Annotated in this window: 24 protein-coding genes and 1 tRNA gene; 13 read left to right on the forward strand and 12 right to left on the reverse strand. The window is 64.1% G+C overall.

From position 1 onward, the window contains the following. Window positions 1-60 precede the first annotated feature (60 nt). From YH64_RS15720 to YH64_RS15740, 5 genes are all read right to left on the reverse strand, one after another. Entirely contained in the window at window positions 61-1,500 is a 1,440-nt protein-coding gene (locus YH64_RS15720) for an NAD(P)(+) transhydrogenase (Re/Si-specific) subunit beta (protein WP_046805532.1), read from the reverse strand. After that, window positions 1,497-1,820 carry an NAD(P) transhydrogenase subunit alpha gene (locus tag YH64_RS15725; RefSeq protein ID WP_046805531.1) on the reverse strand — a complete coding sequence of 108 codons (324 nt, stop codon included), beginning with the start codon at window positions 1,818-1,820 and terminating at the stop codon, window positions 1,497-1,499. The genes YH64_RS15720 and YH64_RS15725 overlap by 4 nt, the downstream gene beginning before the upstream one ends. Before the next feature lie 2 nt (window positions 1,821-1,822). After that, window positions 1,823-2,941, reverse strand: a complete 1,119-nt coding sequence (locus tag YH64_RS15730; protein ID WP_046805530.1) for a Re/Si-specific NAD(P)(+) transhydrogenase subunit alpha — start codon at window positions 2,939-2,941, stop codon at window positions 1,823-1,825. A gap of 416 nt (window positions 2,942-3,357) precedes the next feature. Beyond that, window positions 3,358-4,233 carry an N-formylglutamate amidohydrolase gene (locus YH64_RS15735; protein ID WP_046805529.1) on the reverse strand — a complete coding sequence of 292 codons (876 nt, stop codon included), beginning with the start codon at window positions 4,231-4,233 and terminating at the stop codon, window positions 3,358-3,360. 71 nt (window positions 4,234-4,304) lie between these two features. After that, window positions 4,305-5,294 (reverse strand): tripartite tricarboxylate transporter substrate binding protein, encoded by a 990-nt coding sequence (locus YH64_RS15740; RefSeq protein WP_046805528.1) that lies wholly within the window; start codon window positions 5,292-5,294, stop codon window positions 4,305-4,307. A gap of 256 nt (window positions 5,295-5,550) precedes the next feature. Here YH64_RS15740 and YH64_RS15745 point away from each other — a divergent pair, with 256 nt between their 5' ends. The 3 genes from YH64_RS15745 to YH64_RS15755 all read left to right on the forward strand — a co-directional run bounded on the left by YH64_RS15745 (window position 5,551) and on the right by YH64_RS15755 (window position 8,543). Continuing rightward, window positions 5,551-6,489 carry a LysR substrate-binding domain-containing protein gene (locus YH64_RS15745; protein ID WP_046805527.1) on the forward strand — a complete coding sequence of 313 codons (939 nt, stop codon included), beginning with the start codon at window positions 5,551-5,553 and terminating at the stop codon, window positions 6,487-6,489. A 7-nt stretch (window positions 6,490-6,496) separates the two neighbouring features. After that, complete coding sequence (mnmA, locus tag YH64_RS15750) at window positions 6,497-7,615, forward strand: tRNA 2-thiouridine(34) synthase MnmA (RefSeq protein ID WP_046805526.1); 1,119 nt, start codon at window positions 6,497-6,499, stop codon at window positions 7,613-7,615. A gap of 106 nt (window positions 7,616-7,721) precedes the next feature. Next, a complete protein-coding gene (locus tag YH64_RS15755; protein ID WP_046805525.1) occupies window positions 7,722-8,543 on the forward strand; it encodes a sulfite exporter TauE/SafE family protein in 822 nt (273 codons plus the stop codon). A gap of 121 nt (window positions 8,544-8,664) precedes the next feature. On the opposite strand, the gene YH64_RS15760 is transcribed toward YH64_RS15755, so the two are convergent. After that, complete coding sequence (locus tag YH64_RS15760; protein ID WP_046805524.1) at window positions 8,665-9,276, reverse strand: glutathione S-transferase; 612 nt, start codon at window positions 9,274-9,276, stop codon at window positions 8,665-8,667. Window positions 9,277-9,437: 161 nt separating this feature from the next. Here YH64_RS15760 and purB point away from each other — a divergent pair, with 161 nt between their 5' ends. After that, the gene (purB, locus tag YH64_RS15765; protein WP_046805523.1) at window positions 9,438-10,814 is read left to right on the forward strand and encodes an adenylosuccinate lyase; all 1,377 of its coding nucleotides are present in this window, start codon (window positions 9,438-9,440) and stop codon (window positions 10,812-10,814) included. Between the two features lie 58 nt (window positions 10,815-10,872). Then, window positions 10,873-11,331: a cytochrome c gene (locus YH64_RS15770; RefSeq protein ID WP_046805522.1), complete on the forward strand. Its 459-nt coding sequence runs from the start codon at window positions 10,873-10,875 to the stop codon at window positions 11,329-11,331. Between the two features lie 102 nt (window positions 11,332-11,433). On the opposite strand, the gene YH64_RS15775 is transcribed toward YH64_RS15770, so the two are convergent. The 3 genes from YH64_RS15775 to YH64_RS15785 form a co-directional block, all read right to left on the reverse strand. Continuing rightward, window positions 11,434-12,126, reverse strand: a complete 693-nt coding sequence (locus tag YH64_RS15775; protein WP_046805521.1) for a cytochrome b/b6 domain-containing protein — start codon at window positions 12,124-12,126, stop codon at window positions 11,434-11,436. Window positions 12,127-12,237: 111 nt separating this feature from the next. Then, window positions 12,238-12,519, reverse strand: a complete 282-nt coding sequence (locus YH64_RS15780) for a hypothetical protein (protein WP_046805520.1) — start codon at window positions 12,517-12,519, stop codon at window positions 12,238-12,240. 722 nt (window positions 12,520-13,241) lie between these two features. After that, the gene (locus tag YH64_RS15785) at window positions 13,242-13,601 is read right to left on the reverse strand and encodes a hypothetical protein (RefSeq protein WP_046805559.1); all 360 of its coding nucleotides are present in this window, start codon (window positions 13,599-13,601) and stop codon (window positions 13,242-13,244) included. Between the two features lie 194 nt (window positions 13,602-13,795). On the opposite strand from YH64_RS15785, the gene YH64_RS15790 reads away from it, so the two are divergent. The 3 genes from YH64_RS15790 to YH64_RS15800 all read left to right on the forward strand — a co-directional run bounded on the left by YH64_RS15790 (window position 13,796) and on the right by YH64_RS15800 (window position 16,361). After that, the gene (locus YH64_RS15790; RefSeq protein ID WP_046805519.1) at window positions 13,796-14,317 is read left to right on the forward strand and encodes a GNAT family N-acetyltransferase; all 522 of its coding nucleotides are present in this window, start codon (window positions 13,796-13,798) and stop codon (window positions 14,315-14,317) included. A gap of 180 nt (window positions 14,318-14,497) precedes the next feature. Beyond that, entirely contained in the window at window positions 14,498-15,202 is a 705-nt protein-coding gene (locus YH64_RS15795) for a DUF3053 family protein (protein WP_046805518.1), read from the forward strand. 67 nt (window positions 15,203-15,269) lie between these two features. After that, window positions 15,270-16,361, forward strand: a complete 1,092-nt coding sequence (locus YH64_RS15800) for an AI-2E family transporter (RefSeq protein WP_046805517.1) — start codon at window positions 15,270-15,272, stop codon at window positions 16,359-16,361. Between the two features lie 44 nt (window positions 16,362-16,405). Here YH64_RS15800 and YH64_RS15805 read toward each other — a convergent pair whose 3' ends face one another. Beyond that, complete coding sequence (locus YH64_RS15805) at window positions 16,406-18,349, reverse strand: DUF4153 domain-containing protein (RefSeq protein ID WP_046805516.1); 1,944 nt, start codon at window positions 18,347-18,349, stop codon at window positions 16,406-16,408. A 260-nt stretch (window positions 18,350-18,609) separates the two neighbouring features. On the opposite strand from YH64_RS15805, the gene YH64_RS15810 reads away from it, so the two are divergent. Both YH64_RS15810 and yddG read left to right on the forward strand, forming a co-directional pair. Then, the gene (locus tag YH64_RS15810; RefSeq protein WP_046805515.1) at window positions 18,610-20,184 is read left to right on the forward strand and encodes a sensor domain-containing diguanylate cyclase; all 1,575 of its coding nucleotides are present in this window, start codon (window positions 18,610-18,612) and stop codon (window positions 20,182-20,184) included. A gap of 444 nt (window positions 20,185-20,628) precedes the next feature. After that, window positions 20,629-21,534 carry an aromatic amino acid DMT transporter YddG gene (gene yddG / locus YH64_RS15820; protein ID WP_046805513.1) on the forward strand — a complete coding sequence of 302 codons (906 nt, stop codon included), beginning with the start codon at window positions 20,629-20,631 and terminating at the stop codon, window positions 21,532-21,534. 33 nt (window positions 21,535-21,567) lie between these two features. On the opposite strand, the gene YH64_RS15825 is transcribed toward yddG, so the two are convergent. Beyond that, window positions 21,568-21,759: a hypothetical protein gene (locus YH64_RS15825; RefSeq protein WP_046805512.1), complete on the reverse strand. Its 192-nt coding sequence runs from the start codon at window positions 21,757-21,759 to the stop codon at window positions 21,568-21,570. A gap of 261 nt (window positions 21,760-22,020) precedes the next feature. Between YH64_RS15825 and YH64_RS15830 the strand changes: the two genes are divergently transcribed. From YH64_RS15830 to YH64_RS15840, 3 genes are all read left to right on the forward strand, one after another. Continuing rightward, a complete protein-coding gene (locus tag YH64_RS15830; RefSeq protein ID WP_046805511.1) occupies window positions 22,021-22,272 on the forward strand; it encodes a hypothetical protein in 252 nt (83 codons plus the stop codon). Between the two features lie 193 nt (window positions 22,273-22,465). Beyond that, on the forward strand, window positions 22,466-22,657 hold the full coding sequence (locus YH64_RS15835; RefSeq protein ID WP_046805510.1) for a hypothetical protein: 192 nt from the start codon (window positions 22,466-22,468) through the stop codon (window positions 22,655-22,657). A 201-nt stretch (window positions 22,658-22,858) separates the two neighbouring features. Further along, window positions 22,859-23,767 carry a hypothetical protein gene (locus YH64_RS15840; RefSeq protein WP_046805509.1) on the forward strand — a complete coding sequence of 303 codons (909 nt, stop codon included), beginning with the start codon at window positions 22,859-22,861 and terminating at the stop codon, window positions 23,765-23,767. Window positions 23,768-23,923: 156 nt separating this feature from the next. On the opposite strand, the gene YH64_RS15845 is transcribed toward YH64_RS15840, so the two are convergent. Continuing rightward, window positions 23,924-24,000 (reverse strand) — tRNA-Met (locus tag YH64_RS15845). Window positions 24,001-24,095 lie beyond the last annotated feature (95 nt).

The raw sequence follows: 24,095 nt of genomic DNA on the forward strand, positions 1-24,095 counted from the left end.
AAGCTCGGATGAAGGCGCGCAACGAACGCCTGTCGCCAGGCGTTCGTTGCATGGCGCGGTTTATTCGACCGCCTTCACCATATCCTCAAGCACCTTCTTGGCATCGCCGAAGACCATCATCGTGCGGTCCATGTAGAACAACTCGTTGTCCAGCCCGGCGTAGCCGGATGCCATCGAACGCTTGTTCACGATCACGGTGCGCGCCTTGTAGGCTTCCAGGATCGGCATGCCGGCGATGGGCGACTTCGGATCGTTCTTGGCGGCGGGGTTGACCACGTCGTTCGCGCCCAGCACCAGCACGACGTCGGTCTGCGCGAACTCGCTGTTGATGTCGTCCATTTCGAAGACCTGGTCGTAGGGCACTTCGGCTTCGGCCAACAGCACGTTCATGTGGCCGGGCATGCGGCCCGCCACCGGGTGGATGGCGTACTTCACTGTCACGCCGCGTTCCGTGAGCTTGGTGGCCAGTTCTTTCAGCGCATGCTGCGCGCGCGCCACCGCCAGGCCGTAGCCCGGCACGATCGTCACGCTTTCGGCGTTGGTCATCAGGAATGCCGCATCGTCGGCGCTGCCCGACTTGACGCTGCGCTGCTGCGCCGCGCCCGCATCCGCCGCGCTGCCCGCCTGCCCGCCGAACCCGCCCAGAATCACGTTGAAGAACGACCGGTTCATCGCCTTGCACATGATGTAGGACAGGATGGCGCCGGACGAGCCGACCAGCGAGCCGGCGATGATCAGCATCGGGTTGTTCAGCGAAAAGCCGATGCCCGCCGCCGCCCAACCGGAATAGCTGTTCAGCATCGACACCACCACCGGCATGTCCGCGCCGCCGATCGGGATGATGATCAGCACGCCCAGCACGAAGGCCACCAGCGTCATGATGATGAAGGGCGTCCATTCCTGCGTCAGCATGAACCACAGGCCGCAGCCCAGCATCACCAACGCCAGCGCCAGATTCAGCATGTGCTGGCCGGGGAACACGACGGGCGCGCCTTGGAACAGCCGGAACTTGTACTTGCCCGACAGCTTGCCGAACGCGATGACCGAGCCCGAGAACGTGATGGCGCCCACGAAGGTGCCGATGAACAGCTCGAAGCGGTTGCCGGTGGGAATCAGCATGCCGGCCGGCACGATGCCGAAGGCGTGCGGCTCGGCGACGACGGCAACCGCAATGGCGACCGCCGCCAGGCCGATCATGCTGTGCATGAAGGCGACCAGTTCGGGCATCTTCGTCATCTCGACGCGGCGGGCCATCAAGGTGCCGATGGAACCGCCCACCAGCAGGCCCAGCAGGACCCAGCCCAGGCCGATAGTGGCGGTGCCTTCGCGCGCCAGCCCGATGATGAGCGCTGCCGTGGTCAGCACGGCGATGGCCATGCCGGCCATGCCGAAGGCGTTGCCCAGCCGGGACGTGGTCGGATGCGACAGCCCCTTGAGCGCCTGTATGAAGCAGACCGAGGCAATCAGGTAGAGCAGGGTGACGAGGTTAAGCGAGATCATTTCGCTTCCTCCTTGCCCGGGCCAGGCTTGCGATCCTTTTTCTTGAACATTTCCAGCATGCGCCGCGTGACAAGAAAGCCACCAAACACGTTCACGGCCGCCAGCGCCACGGCGAACACGCCCATGCCGCGCGCCAGGCCACCTTCGGTCAGCGCGGCCGCCAGCATGGCGCCCACGATGATGATGGCGGAGATGGCGTTGGTCACCGCCATCAACGGCGTGTGCAAGGCGGGCGTGACGTTCCAGACGACGTGGTAGCCGACATAGATGGCCAGCACGAAGATGATGAGATTCATCAGGGTGGGGTTGATCGCTTCCATGTTCAGGTCCTTTGCATCACATTGCCGCCTTCGCACACCAGGCAGGCCGCCACGATTTCATCGTCGCGCTGGATCGCCAGCGCGCCGTCCGCATTGATGATGAGCTTCAGGAAGTCCATGACGTTGCGCGCATAGAGCGCGGACGCGTCGGTGGCGACCAGGCCGGGCAGGTTGGTCAGGCCGACGATCGTCACGCCGTGTTTTTCCACGATCTTGCCGCGTTCGGACAGGGGGCAGTTGCCACCGCGTTCGACCGCCAGGTCCACCAACACCGAGCCGGGTCGCATGGCCGCGACGGTGTCGGCCGACACCAGCGTGGGGGCGGGGCGGCCGGGGATCAGCGCGGTGGTGATGACGATGTCGGCCTGCTTGCAGCGTTCGGACACCAACGCCGCCTGCCGCGCCATCCATCCCGGTGGCATGGCGCGCGCGTAGCCGCCTTTGCCTTCCGCGATTTCGCGTTCTTCGTCGGTTTCGAAAGGCACGTCGATGAACTTGGCGCCCAGGGATTCGACCTGTTCCCTTGCGGCGGGGCGCACGTCGGACGCCTCGACGACCGCGCCCAGGCGCTTGGCGGTGGCAATGGCCTGAAGGCCGGCCACGCCGGTGCCCAGCACCACGGCACGCGCGGCCTTGAGGGTGCCGGCGGCGGTCATCATCATGGGGATCAGGCGGCCGTAGTGGTGCGCGGCCAGCAGCACGGCTTTGTAGCCGGCCAGGTTGGCTTGGGAAGACAGCACATCCAGGCTTTGCGCGCGCGTGATGCGGGGCGCGGCTTCCAGGGCAAAGCCGGTCAGGCCGGCGGCGGCCATCTGTTCGATGCCTTCGGCGTCGAACGGGTCCAGCATGCCGATGACGACGGCCCCGCGCTTCATGTGGGGCACTTCATCGGCGGAGGGGGCGCGAACCTTCATGACCAGGTCCGCGCCCAGGGCATCCTGGGCAGAGCCTAGCGTGGCTCCCGCGGCCTCGTAGGCGTCGTCAAGATAACGGGCGGCGACGCCGGCCCCGCGCTCCACGACAACGGTGTGTTTGCCGCCTACGTACTTCTTGACGGTCTCCGGTGTTGCTGCGACACGGGTTTCCCCGTCTCGGGTCTCTTTGGGTATCCCGATGTGCATCGACGCCTCTCCTCAGAAGGTTCGCCGTAGTTATACACGTTAATGTTGCCCCCACGCGCGCTCATTGCATTCGCGCGCTGCCCCCCAAGGGGGCTGGCCCGCCTTGGGGCGGCCCGGCGGCGGGCCGTTGCCCCCACGCTGCGCTCATTGCATTCGCTTGCTGCCCCCCGAGGGGGCTGGCCCGCCTTGGGGCGGCCCGGCGGCGGGCCGTTGCCCCCACGGTGCGCTCATTGCATTCGCTTGCTGCCCCCAAGGGGGCTGGCCCGCCTTGGGGGTGGGCAGGTTCTTTGGGCTACGGCATTTGCCGGACGAAAAAAAGCCCCATGGCGAACCATGGGGCTCCGGGTTTTGCAACCCACTTGCTCCGGCCAGTCTTACCACGCCGCTGGCCGGTACTTGCGCGTAAACGTCCGGCGTCAGGCCGTTTGCGCGCGAGTCCAGTTGATCAGCGCGGCGGTCAGGTCGCGCAGATCGGCCTTCAGGCGGCCATAGTTTTCGGTTGGACGCAGCGTCACTTCGTCCATGTACAGCTTGCGGTTGATTTCGATCTGCAAGCTGTGGCGGCCTTCCTGGGGGCGGCCAAAAGCGCGCACCAGTTCGACACCCTTGTACGGGTCGTTGACCGTGACGTTATAGCCACGCTCGCGCAGCCATGCCGCGATGAACTCGCGGAACGCCGGGTCGCTGGTGCTGCCGTCGCGGTCACCCAGCACGAAGTCGGGGTGGACCAGGCCGGGGCGGTCGGTGGCGAAGGCGCCGGCCACGCTGGGCATGGAGTGGCAGTTGATGTGCCAGACCTTGCCGAACTTCTTGTGTGCCGAATCCAGCACTTGGCCAAGGGCGGCGTGGTACGGCTTCCAGCAGGCGTCGATGCGGTGGCGCACTTCCTCGACCGTCAGCTTGCGGTTGTACAGCGGCGTGCCGTCGTCCAGCATGCGCCAGATCAGGCCCTTGCCCAGCTTGACCTTGGGCGATGCGTTCACGGCATCCGGCCAGGCTTGGTCCAGCAGCAATTCATCGATCTCGTCGGCCGCGCGGTTGGCGTCGATGTAGGCGCGCGGAAACGCGGCGGCCACCATCGGCACGCCCATGTCGAGCGCGTCGCCCCACAGGTCGTCAACCCAGGTGTCCTCGGCAGTGCGCAGCGCGCCAAAGTCCACCGCGGCGGCGAAGTCGGGAGGGTAGGCGGTGCCGCTGTGCGGAGAGTCCAGCACGAGCGGGGCCGAGGGCTCCGAATCGGGATATTGCTGCGGAAGGTCGAGCCGGTAAGACAGGGGTTGGGTAATTCGCATATAGAGGTGTTGCGTTCGTGATTCGAAAGGCCCGCGCTGCCCGTGATGGCGCGGCGCGGGCCGAAGATCGCTTAGTCGATCTTCACGTTGGCTTCTTTGGCGATGCGCTTGTTCTTGGCGATTTCAGCGGCGATCTGCTTGCCGAAGTCGGCCGAGCTGTTGGCGGCGGGTTCGGCGCCCAGGGCTTCCAGGCGCGACTTCACGTCGGCGTCGGCGCTAACCTTCTGCACGGCGGCGTTCAGCTTGGCCAGGATGGGTTCCGGCAGCTTGGCCGGGGCAACCAGGCCAAACCACGACGCGTCGTTCACAGCCGGCAGGCCGGCTTCGGCGAACGTGGGCACGTTGGGCAGGCTGGCCACGCGCTTGGGCGAGGCCACGGCCATGGCGATCAGGCGGCCGGACTGCACGTGCGGCAGGGTGGACGGCAGGTTGTCATACATGACGTCGACCTGGCCGGCCAGCGCGTCGTTCAGCGCCGGGCCCACGCCACGGTACGGAACGTGCATCAGGTCGGTGCCCGAGGCCATCTTGAACAGTTCGCCCATCATGTGCGAAACCGAACCGTTGCCGGCCGACGCGTACGTCAGCTTGCCCGGCTGGCTCTTGGCCAGCTTGATGAAGTCGGCGATGTTCTTGGCGTCAACCTTGGGGTTGATCGTCATGATGTTCGGCACGGCGGCCAGGTTCGAGATGGGCGTGAAGTCCTTCTCGCCATCGAACGGCAGGTTCGGGTAGATGGCCGGGTTGATGCCGTGCGTGCTGACCGTGGCGATGCCCAGGACGTAGCCGTCCGGTGCGCTGCTGGCAACGAATGCGCTGCCGATCGAGCCGCCCGCGCCACCGCGGTTTTCCACCACGACGGTCTGGCCCAGTTCCTTGCCCAGCTTGTCCGCGAACAGGCGGCCGACGATGTCGGTGGTGCCTCCGGGCGGGAAGGGAACGATCAGGCGGATGGGCTTACTGGGATACGCGTCTTCAGCGTGCGCGATACCTGAGGTCAGCGGCATGGCCAGGGTCGCGGCGGCGACACACAGGCCCAGTACTACGTTACGGCGTTGCATGGATTCCCCTAATAAATGGAAAGCGAATGCACAAAGGCAGTCGCAAACGCAACGATTCTTTCCTGGCGGGGCGGTTTGCGCAAACGAAAGTTTCTCCGTAAGCTATGACTTTTTTTCATGCCTCCCGTTTGCCGACACGATTCGGGCGTTACTTTTGTGTAACTTTTCCGCACTTGGCACACGCGATCGAGGCCGGGGAAACATCCCCGATCAAGCCCCGCCGGGGCGGGAGCCCCACGCGACGTGGGGGCGAATCATGCGACGTTTCTGTCCCTCTTTAACGGATCTTCAAGCATTTGAAGTTGCCGCGCGGCACAGCAGCTTTACGCGGGCGGCGCAGGAATTGTGCGTCACGCAAGGCGCCGTCAGTAAACAGGTGAAACATCTGGAAGAGTTCGTAGGCGTTGAACTATTCCTGCGCATCAGGCAAGGCCTGGTGCTGACCGAGGCCGGCCGCAGTTATCTGACCAAGGTTCAGGCGGGCTTGGGCCAGATCGAAGCGGCCACCGTCGAGCTGATTGCGCATCAAGGGCAGGGCGGCACGTTGAACCTGACCTGTATGCCCACGTTTGGCGCGCGCTGGTTGATCCCGCGCCTGACGGCCTTCATGCGCTTGCGCCCCGACATCCACGTTGAATTCCTGCCGCACCGCCAGGGCTACGATTTTTCCACGCCTGAACTGGATGCCGCCGTGCGATTCGGCGAAGGCATCTGGCCAGGCAGTGGCGCCGACTACATCGTGGGCCGCGACATCGTGCCCGTGTGCAGCCCGCGCCTGATTCCGGGCGGCTGTCCATCGCCCGAGGCTCTGCTGGCGTATCCGCTGCTGCACCATACGTCGGCGCTGGAGGGCTGGCGCGATTGGTTCGAGCAAGCCGGCTGCGACAGCCGTCGCAGCCTGGAAGGCGCGCGTTTTGACCAGTACGCGCTGTTGTCGCAGGCCGCCGCCGCCGGTTTCGGCGTGGCGCTGATTCCGCGTTGCCTGATCGAAGACGAGTTGCGCGACGGCAAGCTGGCCGTGGCCATCAAACTGCCGATTCGCGCGCGCATGGGCTATTACCTGTGTTACCCCGAGCAGAAGGCCAACCTGCCCACCTTGCAGGCGTTTCGCGCCTGGCTGATGGAAGTGTCCCGGGCAGCAGAGCCGCAGCCCAACGCCGAGCCGGCGCCCGAAGCCGCGTCCGAACTAAAATAGCCGCATCATGAGTCAAATATCCACCAAGAAAGGCCGCGTTGTCGTGGGCATGTCGGGCGGGGTCGATTCTTCGGTCACCGCATGGTTGCTCAAGCAACAAGGCTATGAAGTCGTCGGCCTGTTCATGAAGAACTGGGAAGACGACGACGATTCCGAATACTGCTCCACCCGCCAGGACTTGCTGGACGCCGCCAGCGTCGCGGACCTGGTTGGCGTGGACTTCGAGTTCGTCAACTTCGCCGCCGAATACAAAGACCGCGTGTTCGCCGAATTCCTGCGCGAATATTCCGCCGGGCGCACCCCCAACCCCGACGTGCTGTGCAATGCCGAAATCAAATTCAAGGCATTTCTCGACCACGCCATGGCGCTGGGCGCCGAGCACATCGCCACGGGTCACTACGCCCGGGTGCGCGAAGTGCCGGCCGAGGGGGGCGGCACGCAGTTCCAGTTGCTCAAGGCCCTGGACGCGTCCAAGGATCAAAGCTACTTCCTGCACCGGCTGAACCAGGCGCAACTGTCGCGCACGCTGTTCCCCCTGGGCGAAATCCACAAGACCGAAGTGCGCCGCATCGCCCACGAGATCGGGCTGCACAATGCCGCCAAGAAGGATTCCACCGGCATCTGCTTCATTGGCGAGCGCCCGTTTCGCGAATTCCTGAACCGCTACCTGCCGACCGAGCCCGGCCCGATCCTGACGCCGGAAGGCCAGCAGGTGGGCCGCCACGAGGGGCTGTCCTTCTACACGCTGGGCCAGCGCAAGGGCCTGGGCGTAGGCGGCGTGAAGGGCCGCCAGCGCGAGGACGGCACGGCCGAGGCCTGGTACGTGGCGCGCAAGGACCTGGAACGCAACATCCTGTACGTGGTGCAGGGGCATGACCATCCCTGGCTGCTGTCCGGCCAGTTGCAGGCCCAGGACGCCAGCTGGGTGGCGGGCCATCCGCCCGCGCTTGCCGGCTACGGCGCCAAGACGCGTTACCGCCAGGCGGATGCAGCCTGCCGTCTGGATCGGGCTGAAGGCGATACGTTTGCGCTGGACTTCACCGACCCGCAATGGGCCGTCACGCCGGGCCAGTCGGCCGTGCTTTACGATGGCGAGGTTTGCCTGGGCGGTGGCATTATCCTGTAGCGCACAGGCCGCACCGGCACATGCGCGATCAAGCAAGGCCCCGTGGGCGCGTCGCCCGCGGGGCCTTGTTCATGAACCTGAGAATTCAAAACGAGAGGAGAGGGTTGTGGATGTTTCGATGGTGATTTGCCTGCTGGTGCTGGGCGCGGTGGCCGGCTTTGCGGCGGGGCTGCTGGGAATCGGTGGCGGGATGCTGCTGGTACCGCTGCTGACCATGTTGTTCTCTTGGCAGGGCATGCCGCCCGAACTGGTGGTGCACGCCGCCATCGCAACGTCAATGACGTCCATCCTGTTCACGTCGATCTCCAGCGTGCGGGCGCACCAGCAGCGCGGCACGATCAAATGGAACATCGTGTGGGCGATGGCGCCGGGCATCATCATCGGCGGGCTGATATCGGGCGGAGCGGTGTTCGCGGCCCTGAACACGCTGTGGCTGTCGCTGTTCTTTGCGCTGTTCGTCGGTTATTCCGGCTGGAGCATGCTGCGCAACAAGAAGCCCAAACCGGCTCGACAGATGCCCGGCGTGGTGGGCACCAGCGCGGCGGGGGCGGGCATCGGGTTCCTGTCCGGGCTGGTCGGCGCGGGCGGCGGATTTCTGTCGGTCCCGTTCATGGTCTGGTGCAACGTGGCCTTGCACAACGCCGTGTCCACGTCGGCCGCGCTGGGTTTTCCCATTGCGCTGGCCAACAGCGTGGGTTACGTGGTGTCGGGCCTGAATGAAGGGGCGACGCGCCCCGGCATGCTGGGCTACATCTATTGGCCCGCGTTGCTGGCGCTGGTGTGCACCAGCGTATTGACCGCGCCGCTGGGCGCGCGGATGGCGCACCGCCTGCCGGTGCAGACCTTGAAGCGCGTGTTCGCATGCCTGCTTTTCGCCTTGGCGGCGTACATGCTGTTCAAGGCCTGGCAGACGTTCGCGGCGCAATAAGGCAGTTCGGCGGCGGCCCTGGCCGCCGCGCCGGCAAGTCTGGCGCCCGCGCAATGCAAACCGGCCACACAAGGTGGCCGGTCATCAAGCACCCGTGTAAAACGGGCAGGCGGGGAACCGCTCAGGCGGTCTTGGGCGCGGTGTCGATAAACGATTGCCGCTGCGCCAGCTTGTCGTGCAGGCGCGCCAGGTTCAGGTGGTTGGCGCGCCAGTCCAGCGCCGCAAAGCGCAAGTCCAGGTAGCCCAGCGCGCAGCCGACGGCGATGTCGGCCAGGCTGTAGTTGATGCCCATGCAGTGGGCGTTGTCACCCAGGCTTTTGTTCATGGCGTCCAGGCTGGCGTGGATCTTGCCGTATTGGCGTTCGATCCATTCCGGGCTGCGCTGGGCCTCGGGGCGCTGGTTTTCCTTGACGATGGCGACACAGGCGTCCAGGACGCCATCGGCGATGGCCTCCCAGCACTTGACGGCGGCACGGTCACGCCCCTGTTGCGGAATCAGGCGGGCAACGGGCGACAAGGTGTCCACGTACTCGACGATGACGCGCGAATCAAACAGCGCGCCGCCATCTTCCATGACCAGGCAGGGCACTTTGCCCAGCGGGTTGTACGTTTGGATCTGCGTGTCGGTGGACCAGACGTTTTCGAGTTCAAGCCGGTAGTCCAGCTTTTTCTCGGCCATGACGATACGCACTTTGCGTACGTATGGACTGGTAAGCGAGCCGATCAGTTTCATGGAGTCACAAGCGGAGTCGAAAAGCGGCCGAAGTATAGCAGGCCGTATGACGGTCAAGCCGTCCGTTGGCCGGAATCTTCGCCAGTTTGCCACAATGTTGCACGCCCCTGGATGATAAAATCGCCGGGTTTTCCCATCCGTAGCCATTTCTTCTTCAGACCATGCAAATCGCCGACCAGTTGAGCCAACTTAATGCCCTTTCGCCATTGGATGGCCGTTACGCTTCCCGGAGCGACGCGCTGCGCGGCCTGCTGTCCGAAGCCGGCTTCATGGCGCATCGCGTCGAAGTCGAGGTGGCCTGGCTGGTCGCCCTGTCCGACGCCGGCCTGCCCGAGCTGCCCGCCTTTTCGCAGGCCGCCCGCCAGCGCCTGCAACAGCTGGTGCAGGATTTTTCGGAAGCCGATGCCGGCCGCATCAAGGATATCGAACGCGTCACCAACCATGACGTGAAGGCCGTTGAGTACTGGCTGAAGGAAAAAGTGGCCGACGACGCCGAGCTCGCCCGCGCCGCCGAATTCATCCACTTCGCCTGCACTTCGGAAGACATCAACAACACCTCGCACGCGTTGATGCTGTCGCGCGCCCGCGATCAGGTGGTGGTGCCGCGCCTGCGCGAACTGGCCGCCAAGCTGAACGACATGGCCGTGGCGCAAGCCGACCAGCCGATGCTGTCGCGTACGCACGGCCAGCCGGCCAGCCCCACCACGCTGGGCAAGGAGTTTGCCAACGTGGCCGCGCGCCTGAATCGCGCCATTGCCGCTGTCGAAGCCGTTGAACCGCTGGCCAAGCTGAACGGCGCCACCGGCAACTACAACGCCCACCTGTCGGCCTACCCGGAAATCGATTGGCCCGCCTTCAGCCAGCGCGTGCTGGCCGGCCTGGGCCTGACCCAGAACCGCCATACCATCCAGATCGAACCGCACGACTGGATGTCGGCCCTGTTCGACGCCATCACCCGCGCCAACATCATCGTGCTGGATCTGGACCGCGACGTCTGGGGTTATGTGGCGTTGGGCTACTTCAAGCAGCGCCTGAAGGAAGGCGAGGTCGGTTCGTCGACCATGCCGCACAAGGTCAACCCGATCGACTTCGAAAACTCCGAAGGCAACCTGGGCCTGGCCAATGCCGTGCTGCGCCACCTGGCCGACAAGCTGCCAATCTCGCGCTGGCAGCGCGATCTGACCGACTCCACCGTGCTGCGCAACCTGGGCGTGGGCCTGGGCTATTGCCTGGTGGCGTGGGACGCCTGCATGCGCGGCCTGGGCAAGCTGGAAGTGAACACGGCCGCCATCGACGCCGACATCGATGCTTGCTGGGAAGTGCTGGCCGAGCCGGTGCAAACGGTGATGCGCCGCTACGGTCTGCCGCAGCCTTACGAACAACTCAAGGCATTGACGCGCGGCAAGGGCATTACCGAAGAAGCGCTGCGCGAATTCATCCAGGGCCTGGCGTTGCCGGAAGAACCCAAGGCCCGCCTGTTGGCAATGACCCCCCGTTCGTACATCGGACTGGCCGCCGAGCTGGCCCGGGCGGTATAGTCGCCATGCCGCGCGCGTCATGCGCGCGGCATTCTTGTTGTTCTTACGGGAGATTGCAATGCAAAAGTTGTCCACGCTAGTCGCGTTGGCCTGTATGACCGTGGCGCCGTTGCTCGCGACGACCGCCTCGGCACAGTTCGCCAAGCCCGAAGACGCGGTCAAGTACCGCCAATCGGCGTTGACGCTGATGGCCTCGCACTTTGGTCGCATGACGCCGGTGGTCAAGGGTCAGGCGCCTTACGACGCCGCGCAGATCAAGGCCAACGTCGAAGTGCTCAAGACCTTGTCGGCGTTGCCGTGGACGGCTTTCGGGCCGGGAACGGAAGGCGGTGATGCTCGTCCCGAAATCTGGAGCGACGCTGCCGGCTTCAAGCAAAAGCAACAAGCCTTCCAGGACAATATCGTCAAGTTATCGGCAGCTGCTGATTCCGGCGACCTGGACAAGCTGCGTGCGGCCTTCGGCGATGTGGGCGCCAGCTGCAAGGCTTGCCACGACTCGTACCGCAAGAAGAAGTAAGGCGCTGCCGTCTGGCGACGGCATCGATACTTTCCAAGCAAAAAGCCCTTCGATGCATCGAGGGGCTTTTTGTTTTTCCGGGCGCAGCGTTTGCGTGGCGGATTACGAAAACGACATGTCGGCCACGATTTCCAGTGACCGTATCCACAGCACCAGGCCCGTCACGCAGGCGCCCAGCAGCAGTGCGCGCAACCACACGGCGAAACCGTCCTGCGCGGGCGGCGTGCCGGCGGGCAGGTCCTTGGCGTCGACATCGCCCGTGATGATGGATCGCACCAGGCGCTTGCGGCGCACCAGCGCGTACCAGGCAACCGCCACCAGGTGCAGCGCGATCAGGCCGATGATGACCCACTCGTTCAGCTTGTGCCACGACGTCAGGGTGCTGGCGGTGTCGGCGCTGACGTAACCGAACAAAGGCCCTTGCATCATGATGTCGTCGGTGGTGAACAAGCCGCTGACGGCTTGAAAGCCGATGACCAGCAGCAGCGCCAGTACCGACAGGGCGCCCAGCGGATTATGGCCGGCGGGCGCGGCGGCGCCCTTGAGGTATTTGGCCACCGCGCCGGGGCTGCGCACGAACGTGGCAAAGCGCGCGTAGCGCGGGCCGACGATGCCCCATAACAGGCGGAAGATAATCAGGCCCAGCGCCGTACAGCCAAAGCGCACGTGCCAGTCCATATACAGGCCGCCCAGCTTGACGCTGACGAACGCGCCGACAATACAGACGACTAGCGCCCAGTGAAAGAGGCGGGTGGGAAGGTCCCAGATCCGTACCGCGAGTCGATTGTTCTGCATGGTAAGCGTGCCAGGGCTGCGTTGCGAGCGACTTTATCACGCAACAATGAAATCGCCGCGCACCAGGCGCGGCGAAGCTGTCAGCGATATCGGCGCGTGGCGCCGATGGGTTCAGTACGAAGCGTTGCGCACCGATTCGATGCGATGCACGTGTTCGTGGCGGAAACGGATCCGCTGGCCAGGGGCCTTCTGCGTGGTATTGCCGCAAGCCACGACTTCCGTCGTGTAAGTCGTCGTGCCGTTGATCGGCGCGTTGAAGATGACGGTTGCGCGAATGGCCGGGCCATTGGCCGGTTGCAGATGAACGATGTCGCCGATATGGATCGGGGTGTTGTCCAGCGTCGTGTGAGCCGGGCGGCGGATCAGGTCCGAGGTAGTGAAACGAGTATTCATGGTGTGTGTTCTCTTAGGTTCTAGTTATTAGAAAAGCTGCGTCTGGCGCATGCTGCGAAGGGCGGACGTACCAAAAGCGCCTCGCGTCCTCGCGGTTGCCTTGTCACCGGGTTTTGTTTTGACAGGGCAGGCATGACACTAACGCATAAGTGTTGCCGTCAGTTTGCGCATTCTCATGTTTTTTGCGTGCGCGCGTAACGGGGTACTGCGGGGGTGCTGCGGCCCAATGCCATCGGTCAGTCCTGGACGACATTGGTTCGAGCCAGAGGGCTGCCATGTCGGTGCATGCGCCTGCGGGCTCAAGGGATCGCACAGAGCGGGTTGACTCTGGCGGGTGCTGTGCGACCTGGAATGTGATGGGTAATCACGATCCTGGTTGCAACGTGTCTGGTTGCTTCTTTCCAAGCCGGACTGGCGGATTGGTGAAGATGTGGCGGGGTAGTGCCATGTATCCGGACGGATGCTGGCGATTTGCGCGTTTTTTCTCGTGATTGGTTTTGGGAAACCTGGAGTTTTTGCAAATCAGACTGCAATGCCGGGAGGCTGGGTGGCGCGCGGTTTTCGCGGCGGGTACCCGGGTTCAAGCCCCTGGTCTAATGTTTTCGGCCAATTTATTCTGGGAAATATGGGGCGCGAAAATGCATTAGTCGTCGATATTATCGCGACTTTTATTGCCGTGCAAGTGTTTTTTAAGGGGGCCAGGCCAGGCCCCCGGGGCGGGCTCAGTGCTCGGCCTGTCGGGCCTGGCGCTGGGCCTCGATGATCAGCTCTTCAAGGCGGGGAGACATCCGCAACGCCACTTGCGCGCCCATCGATCCGTCGGGCTGGCGTTCGGTTTCAAGGGCCAGAACGATGCTTTCGTCGTTGAACGCCTCGGGCGCCGCGTCAAGGTCTGCATAGCGCAGGACCAGCGCGTCCACGGCCTTTTGGGCGGCCGCCAGGGCGTCTTCCGACAACTGGCCCTGCCCAAGGTACTGATTCACCACGCGAGCCAGGTCGTTCATGAAATACAGCAGCGCGGCCGCACCGCGGCAGTCGGGCAGGGTGAATCCCCAAGGGGCGGAAGAGGCGGGTTGAGTCATGAAGTGCGGTACCACGTAACGAAGGCCGGCTGGCCGGGATTTCGCATTTTACGGCCCCTTCAAGGCGGCTTCCCTCGGAAGCATCGACCAGGGTGCGCCGCCGGGGCGGGTTCCCTTCGGTGCCTCTCTTCTCGTGCCTATCTTCTCGTGCCTATCTTCTCGTGCTTCCCTTTGATGCATACTTCCGGGCCATCATGATTCGACTTGCCCATTCTTGCGACCTGACCCGCCTGGCCGACATCGAACGCTCCGCCGCCCAACGCTTTCTTGGCACGGACATGGCGTGGGCCGTCGACGGCGACACCTTGCCATTGGACACGTTGCGTCAGGCCCTCGCCGCTGGCCTGCTGTGGGTTGCCGTGGACGGCGAGCGGCTGTGTGGTTTTGCGCTGGCCATGCCGCTTGATGGCGACCTCTACCTGGCTGAAATGTCCGTGGCCATGCCCGAGCAGGGGCGCGGTCTTGGGCGCGCGTTGATGCGGGCGGTGCTGGATCACGCTCGGCAGGCGGACCGCTACCGCGCCGTCGTGCTGACCACCGACCTGCATCTGCCCTGGAACGCGCCGTTTTATCGGCGGCTGGGCTTTGACGTAGTGGCGCCGTCGTATTCGTCCGGCTTGCAGGCGCGCTTGCAAGCAGAAGCCGCCGCGGGCTTTGACTCCGCGAGCCGCTGTGCGATGGCTTATCCCTTGGCGCAACGGCCCGTCCAGCCGTGAGCCACGGCGTCCGTTTGCCGGCCCCTGTGTCAACTCGCTTCGATCGCAACAAATTCCACCCGTGGGCGGCGCGCGGCAAGGGCTTCAGGATAATCTGGCCTCATGCGTCGGCTTCCGTTTCGAAGGCGGCGCGGTTTTGATCGGTCTATACATCAACCCGCTATGGCGAGGAGGACACGCATGTCACTGTGGCGAGCCGGCCTGATGGTTCTGGCAACGGCGTCGCTGTTGTTCGCAACGGCGTGCGTCAACAAAGAGCCCCAGGAGCGCGCGGCGTTCATCCAGCTGCTGCAAGCGCGGGTCAATAACGATGCGCTGCTGCCCCTGCCCGCCCTGAGCAAGGCGGAAAAGGAAGCGGTGGGCGGTTACGCTGACGCCTATGAAGTCATCACCGATTTCCAGCAGAAAATGGCCAAGTCGGCCCAGGACATGCACGCAGTGCTTGAGTTGGAAACGATTCGATCCGTCGGTGAAATCGTCCAGCGTCAAAGCGGTTTCGAGGCCGCGCGCAAGACCCTTGCCGACAGCGCCGGCCGGCTTGAGGACGCCCGCGCGAAGGCGGACAGCGCGCGCGCCAAATTGGAATTGCCGGCGGATCTGGCGCCGGTGTATGACGGCGTGTACGACGAGGCCGTGACCGGGCCCGCCACCGAGCTCATGCGGTCGGCTTCCAAAATGGATTCGGTGGCGCGCGATGCGCTGGGCGTTGGGGCCTTTGTGGCCGCCAATGCCGCCGACATCCAGCTGGTGGACGACCAGGCGCGCGTGGCGACGCCCACTCTGCAACAGGAACTGAACCTGCGCCTGCAAGGCCTGAACGCACAGTCGGACGCCTTGACCCAGGCTCGCCGGACGATCCTGTTGGCCGCGCGGCGCGGCGAGTGACAGGGCGCTGGTGCATGGGCTTTGTACAATGCGGGTCTCGCGGCGATCGCCGTGCCTGGAATGGAACATGAGCCAATCACCCAGCTTGCACTACAGAACCTTTCTGCTCCTGCTCGTGGTGGTCTCCATCGCGTTCGGCTGGCTGTTGTGGCCTTTCTACGGCGCCGTTTTCTGGGGTGCCATTCTTGCCATCATCTTTGGACCCTTGCAGCGCCGTCTGGTCAAGCGCATGGGCGGGCGGCGCAATCTGTCCGCGCTGATCACATTGCTGGGCGTGTTGCTGTTGGTCATTCTGCCGTTGGTGGCGATTACCGGGTCCCTGGTTCGCGAAGGCGCCAACCTGTACCAGAGCATCAAGTCCGGCGAACTGAATTTCGGCGCCTATTTCCAGCAAGCCATGGCGGCGTTGCCGCCTTCCGTGCATGACGTGCTGGCGCGTTTCGATCTGGCCGATATTCCCAGCTTGCAAGAAAAACTCAGCGCCGGCGCGATGCAGGCCAGCCAGTTCCTTGCGACCCAGGCGCTGAGCATCGGGCAGGACACGTTCCAGTTCGTCATCAGCTTCGGCATCATGCTGTACCTGCTGTTCTTCCTGCTGCGTGACGGGCCCGAGCTGTCGGCGCGCATCAAGCGCGCCATGCCGCTTAGCGACGCGCACAAGCAACATCTGTTCCGCAAGTTCACGACCGTGGTGCGCGCCACCGTCAAGGGCAACATCGCGGTGGCGGCCGCGCAGGGCGCGCTGGGCGGCATTATCTTTTCGATTCTGTCGATCCAGGGCGCGCTGCTGTGGGGCGTGATCATGGGGTTTTTGTCGCTGCTGCCGGCCATCGGCGCAGGCCTGATCTGGGCGCCCGTCGCGATCTACTTCCTGCTGACCGGCGCCGTGGTCAAGGGTGCGGTGCTGATCGCATTCGGGGTGCTGGTCATCGGCATGGTCGACAACGTGCTGCGACCCATCCTGGTGGGCAAGGACACGAAGATGCCCGACTACGTGGTGCTGATTTCCACGTTGGGCGGCATGGCCCTGTTCGGGCTGAATGGTTTTGTGATCGGGCCGCTGATCGCCGCGCTGTTCATGGCGTGCTGGGATCTTTTTTCGCCCACCGACAACACGCTTGAGCAGCAAGACAAGCTGCCGGTGGCGCCGCCGAAATAACGATTCGGCGCTGGCCGACTAGCGCCTGGCGGCTGGCCATTGCATCAACGCAGACGTAGCAACTGGTCGCCAATGAGCAGGTCGCGATCGGCTCGGGGGCGGGTGCGCACCAGCCCCTGCTTTAACGCCTGCGCCACATCGTCCACGCCGGTGACGTCTTCCATGGGCTGTTCAAAGCTGGCGGCGTGCAGGTCGCCTAGATAACGCCATTGATCGGCCGCATCCAGCGTAAACGCGCTGAAGCGGTCCGGCCCCGGGTAGTCTGTGTCGGATTGAGGCGCCACGTACAAAACCAGTTCGTCCGCGCCGTCACCCGTCAGGTCGGCGAAGATGACACGGCAGCGCGACACAGGCGGTGCCTCGGCAGTAGACGCAGCGGCGCCCGACGCATCGGCGCCCGACGCTTCGGTGCCCGACGCAGCGGCGGCCGACGCAGCAGCGCGGGCCTGGGCCTGGGCCTGCGCTTGGGCACCAGGCACGCACGCGCGTGCCAACGCGGGATGTTCGCGTCGCAGAGTGCGCCACCACGCCACCGGGACGTCGCGCCCGGCCGGTGTCACGGCCAGCGTTACAGCAAGGTCGGGGGCTTGATCCCGCGCGGGATCCAAGGGCGCGTCCCAGCGGAAATATCCGCCTTGCAGCGTCTCTTTGGCGGCTTCGGCAATACGAGGGTCGCGCGCATTGGCAGCGCCGTCCGCCAGCCGGCGCAAGGCATCGTGCCCCCACACGCCGTAGTCTCTGCCCATGGCATGAAAGCTGAAATCCTCCGGATCCTTGCGCCCGTCCACCAGCCGCTGAAACTGGCTTTCGGCGCTCAGGCGCAGCGGGTTGGCCAGCGGCGTGGCAAGCGCCAGCAGCAGCGCCACCGTGGCCAATGCCGCGACCAGATTGGTGGCTGCAAGCGCCGCATGATGGTGTTTGCCACGTATCGCCGCCCATGCATACCCGACCCCGTACAGCACCAGGATCGCAGCGGCACCCACGCCCCAGGCGCGCAGCACCGTCCAGCCGTATTGCTCGACGCGAATTACCGCGCCGGTCAGGGCGACGGCCGCCAACGGCAACAGACACACCATCGCCCAGCGCAACAGCCGGCGCAGCCCAGGCCCAAACGGGTCTGCTTGCGGACCGTCTTGCCAGGCCGCGTTGATCAGCTTGATCCAGACCAGTAAAAAGGCGATCAGCGCGCCGGCGGATAATTGCACGGCCTGAAGCCCCAGCGCCAGCCTTGCCGCCAGCGCAACGGTAAAGGCCAGGCCCACTACCGTCACCAGCGGCAGCAGCCACGCATTGAGCGTCAGCCATGCGCGTTGCAGGATGTTCGTCAGCGCCGGCCGGCGGCGCACGCCGACCAGGCAGGCGGCCAGGACCATCGGCCACACGGCAAAGCGGAACGTCGCGTCCTCGACCAGACTGCGCACGATGCGGATTCCGATCATGTCGAACATCGCCCCGGCCGCCGCCATCAGCAGGAAAACGCAAAGCGCCAGGCCCAGGCTCAAGCCCAGGTGGACCGTGTTGCGCCATGCAGCGCGGAAAATGGCGGGGTAGTTCCAGCGAGGCCTGTGGACGTCCAGCGCCTGCACCAAGGCCAGCAGCACAAAGCCGACCATGCCCGCCAACAACAGCGCCATTGCCGTCTCGCCACGGCCCGCCCAGCCGCCTCGTTCATCAGGCATGGATCCAAAGGCAGCGGTCATGCCGTAAGCAGTGACCAGCGGCAGCAACACGCCGAAAATGCCCAGCGCCGTCAGCCACCGTCGACGGCTTTTCATTCCCGACAGCAACGCTGCGGCAAGCGGCATCAGCGCCAGCCATTGCAGCAGGAAATACAAGGCGAAGGGGTGGCCCCAGGGCCAGGCCCGATGGGCCATTAACTGCTGCATGCCCGCGCCCAGCAGCGCGGCGATGGCGCCATGGATCAGCACGGTGATATCCGCCGCGTCCAGGCGGGCGCCGACGGTCTTTTTCAGGGACGGATTATTCATGGCGGCGATAGTAGCAACAGCTTGGCTGTCGCGCCCGGACAAGACGCGTTTCGCCCCCATCAAATCGTCACGGGCACGGATTTTTCGGAGTAAATTGGGGACGCGATGTGGCGCGCCAAAGGCGTGATAACGCCCCGAAAAGGCGTCTGTGCGCGGAGTGTGCGGTTGCAGCTTCTGCAATAATTTCTGAATTTCATCCTGACCGGACGGCGATCCGTACAGGACGTATCGGGAGGCGCATGGTTCCAAGAGGGAAGACGATGGCTGATGGCGAAAGCCTGCCTGGCGTGCGGACGCGCCCTCAACACCGGTATTCAATGCGCACCGGTCTGCTGACACTCGTCTTTGCCTGTATTTTGCCGGCCCTGGTCGTGGCGTCGGTGGCGGTGTACGAAAGTTACGTCGTTCAAAAAGACCGGATCCTGCGAGACACGATTTTCCTGGCTCGCAACCTTGCCGCCATCCTTGATCGCGAGCTGACCGGCGTTCAAGCCGGCTTGCAGATGCTGGCCACCTCCCCAGACCTGCTTAGCGGCGACCTTGCCAGTTTTCATCAGCGCGCGCGGGATTCGTTGCGTTTTCAGATCGTGGACAGTTATGTCCTGACCGACCACGACGGGCGCCAGCTTATCAATACCCTGGCGCCCTTTGGCGCGCCATTGCCTCTGAGCGGTGCGCCCGATGACCTGCGACGGGTATTCGCTACGCGGGCGCCGGTGCTGACCAGCCTGTTCATCGGCGGCGTCAGCAAGAAGCCGACGATTGCGATGGGTGTACCGGTGGTGCGGGCCGACAATGTGATTTACAGCCTGAACGTGGGCTTGTCCCCCGACCGTATCGGCCACGCGCTGGCCCGGCGCGCCTTGCCCGAAGGCTGGGTGGCCGCGGTGCTGGATGGCTCGGGAACAATCATCGCCCGCACTCGCGACGGCGCGAAGTTCGTCGGCCAGAAGGCCGTGCCGGCGCTGGCGCAGGCCGTGCAGCAGGAAGGCGAAGGGGCGTTCGAATCCATCACCAAGGAAGGCACGCCGGTCTACACGGCGTTCAGCCGTTCGATGTTGTCGGAGTGGACGGTTGTGGCGGGTGCGCCCATGAGTCTGGTCACCACGGATCTGTACCGGTCGATTGCCTGGATTGCCCTGGGCACCTTGTTCGCGTTCGGCCTGGGGCTGTGGCTGGCGTTGCGCCTTGCCAGCCGCTTGACGTCCGCGGTGCAGGGGTTGGTCGGGCCGGCGTTGGCGTTGGGGGAGGGGCGCACCGTCGAGCTGGCGGGCACAAGCGTCAAAGAGGCAGAGGAAGTCGGCACGGCGTTGTTGCAGGCGTCCCGCATGCTGGCGCACGCGCAGCACTTGGCACACTACGACCCCTTGACCGGCCTGTGCAACCGGGTGCTGTTCGGTGAGCTCGTGCTGCGCGAATTAGCCGTGGCGCAGCGCAGCGGCGAATCCTTCGCCATCCTGGCCATCGACCTTGACGGCTTCAAGGCGGTCAACGACCTGCACGGCCATGCCGCTGGCGACACCGTGCTGAAAGAGGCCGCGGACCGCATGGCGCGCGCGATCCGCGTGTCCGATGTGGCAGCCCGGCTGGGCGGCGACGAATTCGCGGTGCTGCTGCTGGGCGTGGGCCAGGAACAGGCCCAGTCCGTGGCCGAGGCGCTGGTCGATAGCTTGTCTTTGCCCTATCCGGGCATCAGCGTGGGCGTGTCGGCCAGCGTGGGTATTGCCGTCTATCCCGACTCCGGTATTACGATGTTGCAGCTGCTTGAGCGCGCCGATGTGGCGCTCTACAAGGCCAAAGGCGAAGGTAAGCGGCGGGTGGCGTGGGATCGCTAGCGCGGGGCGCCAGGCGGTTTACGCGTCAGGCCGCGGCGGTTGCTGGGGCGCCAGCGCCGTCAGGACCTCGCCGGAATTCAACTGATATCGTCGCTCACCCAGGGCGATCACGCCTTCTCCCTCAGACGTTCTGAGGATGTACCGGGACGTCGCAAGTAGGGGCGGGCCGGACGCACCGGGCGTATCCGCTTGCAAGAAGACTTCGATCCGGTAAAGCCGGCCCGACTCCGTGCTGGCTAGCACATCGCTCAATCTGCGTATGGAAATGGCCATGCCGCTGATACTCCCTCTTGTTTGATGTTTCAGTGGGTCTGTCGCGTATCCCGGCGCGGTACTGGCCGCCCCGGTCGGTCACTACGATAACGATTGGTTTTCGCTACACTGCCCGCCTGCCGCCGCTCGGGTGCCAAACGAGGGGCATCAAGCAAATTAGCGGAAACGGTAATGCGATTCTCTCCCGGCCGGAATACGGCCACATTTTTCGGTCTGCTGGCGATCTTGCTTTGGGGCACGGTCGTCGGCCTGATTCGCGGCGTCAGTGAGAATTTCGGCGCCGTCGGGGGCGCCGCGCTTATTTATACGGTAGGTTCAGCCTTCCTTGTGTGTCTGCTTGGGTTTCCGACGTTACGGAGTTTTCCGCGGCCTTATCTCTGGGTGGGCAGCATGCTGTTCGTTGCGTATGAGATCTGCCTGTCGCTATCCCTGGGGTTTGCGCTGGACCGCGCCCAAGCTATCGAGCTGGGCATCGTCAATTATCTTTGGCCTTGCCTGACTGTGCTGTTCGCCATTGCCATGAACGGGCAGCGCGCCAATGCCTGGGTGGTGCCCGGCATATTGCTGTCGGTATGCGGCATCGTGTGGGTCGTGGGCGGATCAAGCCTGTCTTGGGAACGCACACTGGCAAACATTTCCAGCAACCCCCTGAGTTATGGATTGGCATTGGGCGGCGCCATTATCTGGGCCGTGTATTGCAACGTGACCAAACGATATGCCGACGGTAAAAACGGCGTGACCTTGTTTTTCATGCTGACGGCGGCAGCCTTGTGGGCCAAGTACGGATTCAGCGCCGAACCGCCGTTGGCGTTTACCGTGCCCGCCACGCTTGAACTCGTTATTACCGGCGGTGCAATGGCTGCCGGTTACGCGCTGTGGAACGTGGGCATACTGAACGGCAACTTGACCTTGTTGGCGACGGCGTCCTATTTCACTCCGGTGCTGTCCACCTTTTTCGCAGCCGTATGGCTGTCTACCCGCTTGACCGCGTCATTCTGGCAAGGAGTGGCGATGGTCACAGCGGGCTCTTTGTTGTGTTGGGCAGCAACGAAAAGCAAAGCCGCTCGGGGCGTGTAGCCCGGGGCGGCGATTACCGAAGGTTAAAAACAATCAGTCGATCAGCATGGATTGCGCCACCGCGTATCCCAACGGGATAAGCAACAACGACGCAAAAGTTGAACTGACAATCGCCGCCGATATCTTCAGCCAGGGCTCGGGGCCCGCGCTTCGAATCGTTTGAACCACTAATCCGACGATACCCATAACCATCAAACAGCTCATTACCACTGCTACGTAAGTCATGTTGTCTCCGTCCTCGCCTGATTAAAGGGATTCGGCGCCGCGTTGTACGGTCTGTATGTTTGAACTGATTGTGCGCCTGTATTTGCGGACTTGGCCCTAGGGTTTTCCTGGCGCGGGGATCTCGGTGTGGCGTTTTTGCCGCGCGGTCCGCAGCATGAATTCGTGTGCGGTTGCAGCAATTCAAACGGTGTACGCCAAGGGCTTCATGCATCCACGGTTTGCGCTACGATGGCGGCGTCCCATCCTGGAAAAGGCGGCAACATGCCGAACAGATTGCGCCCTGGCACGCGTGCCACGCTTCAAGTCAGGCAACTGCTGCCGGGCGAATTCGCCTGGATCATCACGTTGCTGGATCCCGAAACCGGCAATGTGCACAGCACCAATTATTCTGAAAAGCGATATGGCAGCCAGGATGAAGCTTCGGTTGCCGGTAAGGCCGCAATCATGAAAATCCTGGGTAAAGACGGAAATAATGCCGTGGCGATAAGCCGGGACGGCAAACCCAAGCCGTGAAGCCGCCTCGCTGTTGAATGACCGAAAGCCCTCGCAAGAGGGCTTTTTTGCGCGCGCTGGTAATGGCTAATGGGAGCGGAGGACGCGTAGGGCGGGTACGGCGGGGACGGGGTGGTGGGACGTTGTCGGTGGCGGGAACGCCGCTTGCTGAAGGGCAGGACGGTGCACTTTGCGCCGCAGAGGAGAACCGATCATGCCCCAGTCCCCGCATCGAGAGCCCGGCTTGCCGGACGATCTGCCGCCGGATGACCCGTCGTTGCCCGGCAACCTGCCGCCCGACGATCCCCTGTCGGACCCGAATCAGCCCCCGGATGATCCGCCGTTGCAGGACCCTACACCGCCTGCGCCGGACCCCCGCATGCCGGGCGCGATAGACCTGGCCTGAGCGCCACGTCCACTTTTTTCGATAACCCTGAGAAGGAGTCTGTCATGCGTTCCATTTTGCTTTGGCTGCTTGGCGTGCCTATTCCCATCATCATTTTGCTGGCGCTTTTCTGGCATTGATGCCGGTTGGCCGTCTCGTGCATCGGCGTCGGTGCGGCGTTGCACGCAGCCGGCGTGAAATAACAATGAACAAGGAATCACCATGGAAAACGCATCATCTTTGAGCCAACCCTACGGCGCCGTGCCGCCACGCGAGTCGGCGATATCGGCGGTGTCCTGGGCCGCGGTATTCGCGGGTGCCGTGATCGCCGCGGCGCTGTCATTGGCCTTGTTTGCCGGCGGTACCGGCCTGGGCTTCCTGTCGGTGTCGCCCTGGGGCGATGAGGGCATGTCGGCGCCCGCCGTGGGCATCAGCATCATTGCGTGGATGCTGTTCACGCAGATCGTGTCGTACGGTATCGGCGGCTACGTCGCCGGGCGCCTGCGCACCAAGTGGGTGGACGTGCATTCCGACGAGATCTATTTTCGCGACACGGCCCACGGCTTTCTGGTGTGGGCACTGAGCGCGGTTGTCAGCGCGGCCTTGCTGGGTTCGGCCATTGCCACGCTGGCGTCCGGCGCGGCCAAGGCGGGCGCGTCGGTGGCTGCCGGTGCAGGCACGGCGGTGACGGCCACGGCAGCGGCCGGCGCCAGCGGCGGTGGCATGGATCGCGCAACGGAGTACTTCACCGATACGTTGCTGCGTTCGGACCGGCCCGAAGCGGCCGGCGACCGTAACGCCGCCCGCACGGAAGTCGGCCGCATCGTGGCCATGAGCCTGGCGCGTGGTGACATGACGCCCGAAGACCGCGACTACGTGGCAAAGGTCGTGGCCGCGCAAACCGGTCAGGAACCGGCCGTGGCGCAGCGCCGTGTCGAGCAGACCATCGCCAACGCCAAAAAGGCCGCCGAAGACGCCAAGCAAAAGGCCAAGGAAGCGGCCGACAAGGCGCGCAAGGCAGCCGCCGCGTTCGCGCTGTGGGGCTTCGCATCGATGCTGATCGGCGCCTTCGTCGCCAGCCTGGCCGCAACCTGGGGCGGCAAGCGTCGCGATACGCTTCGCAAGCTGTAAAGCAGAAGCAGGCGGACGGGGCAGACGGAGGCGGAAGCGCCCCGGGCGCGTTGCGCTAATTTTGCGCAAAGGGGGGGCAGCGCTTAAGCCCCCCGCCCCGGCCGCAGTCCTGCAATGCAAAAGGCCCTCACCGAAGTGAGGGCCTTTTTAAATTCTTGGTGGCGCATCCCTGATTCGAACAGGGGACCTGCGGATTATGATTCCGTCGCTCTAACCGGCTGAGCTAATGCGCCAACTTGTCCTGCTTTCCCCGTTTTTCAGTGCCCGGTTTGTTTCCAAATCCGTGTCGCTGATCAACGAAGAACGAAATTCTAGCATAAAACTTTTT

This window comes from Achromobacter sp. LC458 (assembly GCF_001005835.2).
GTDB lineage: Bacteria > Pseudomonadota > Gammaproteobacteria > Burkholderiales > Burkholderiaceae_B > Achromobacter > Achromobacter spanius_B.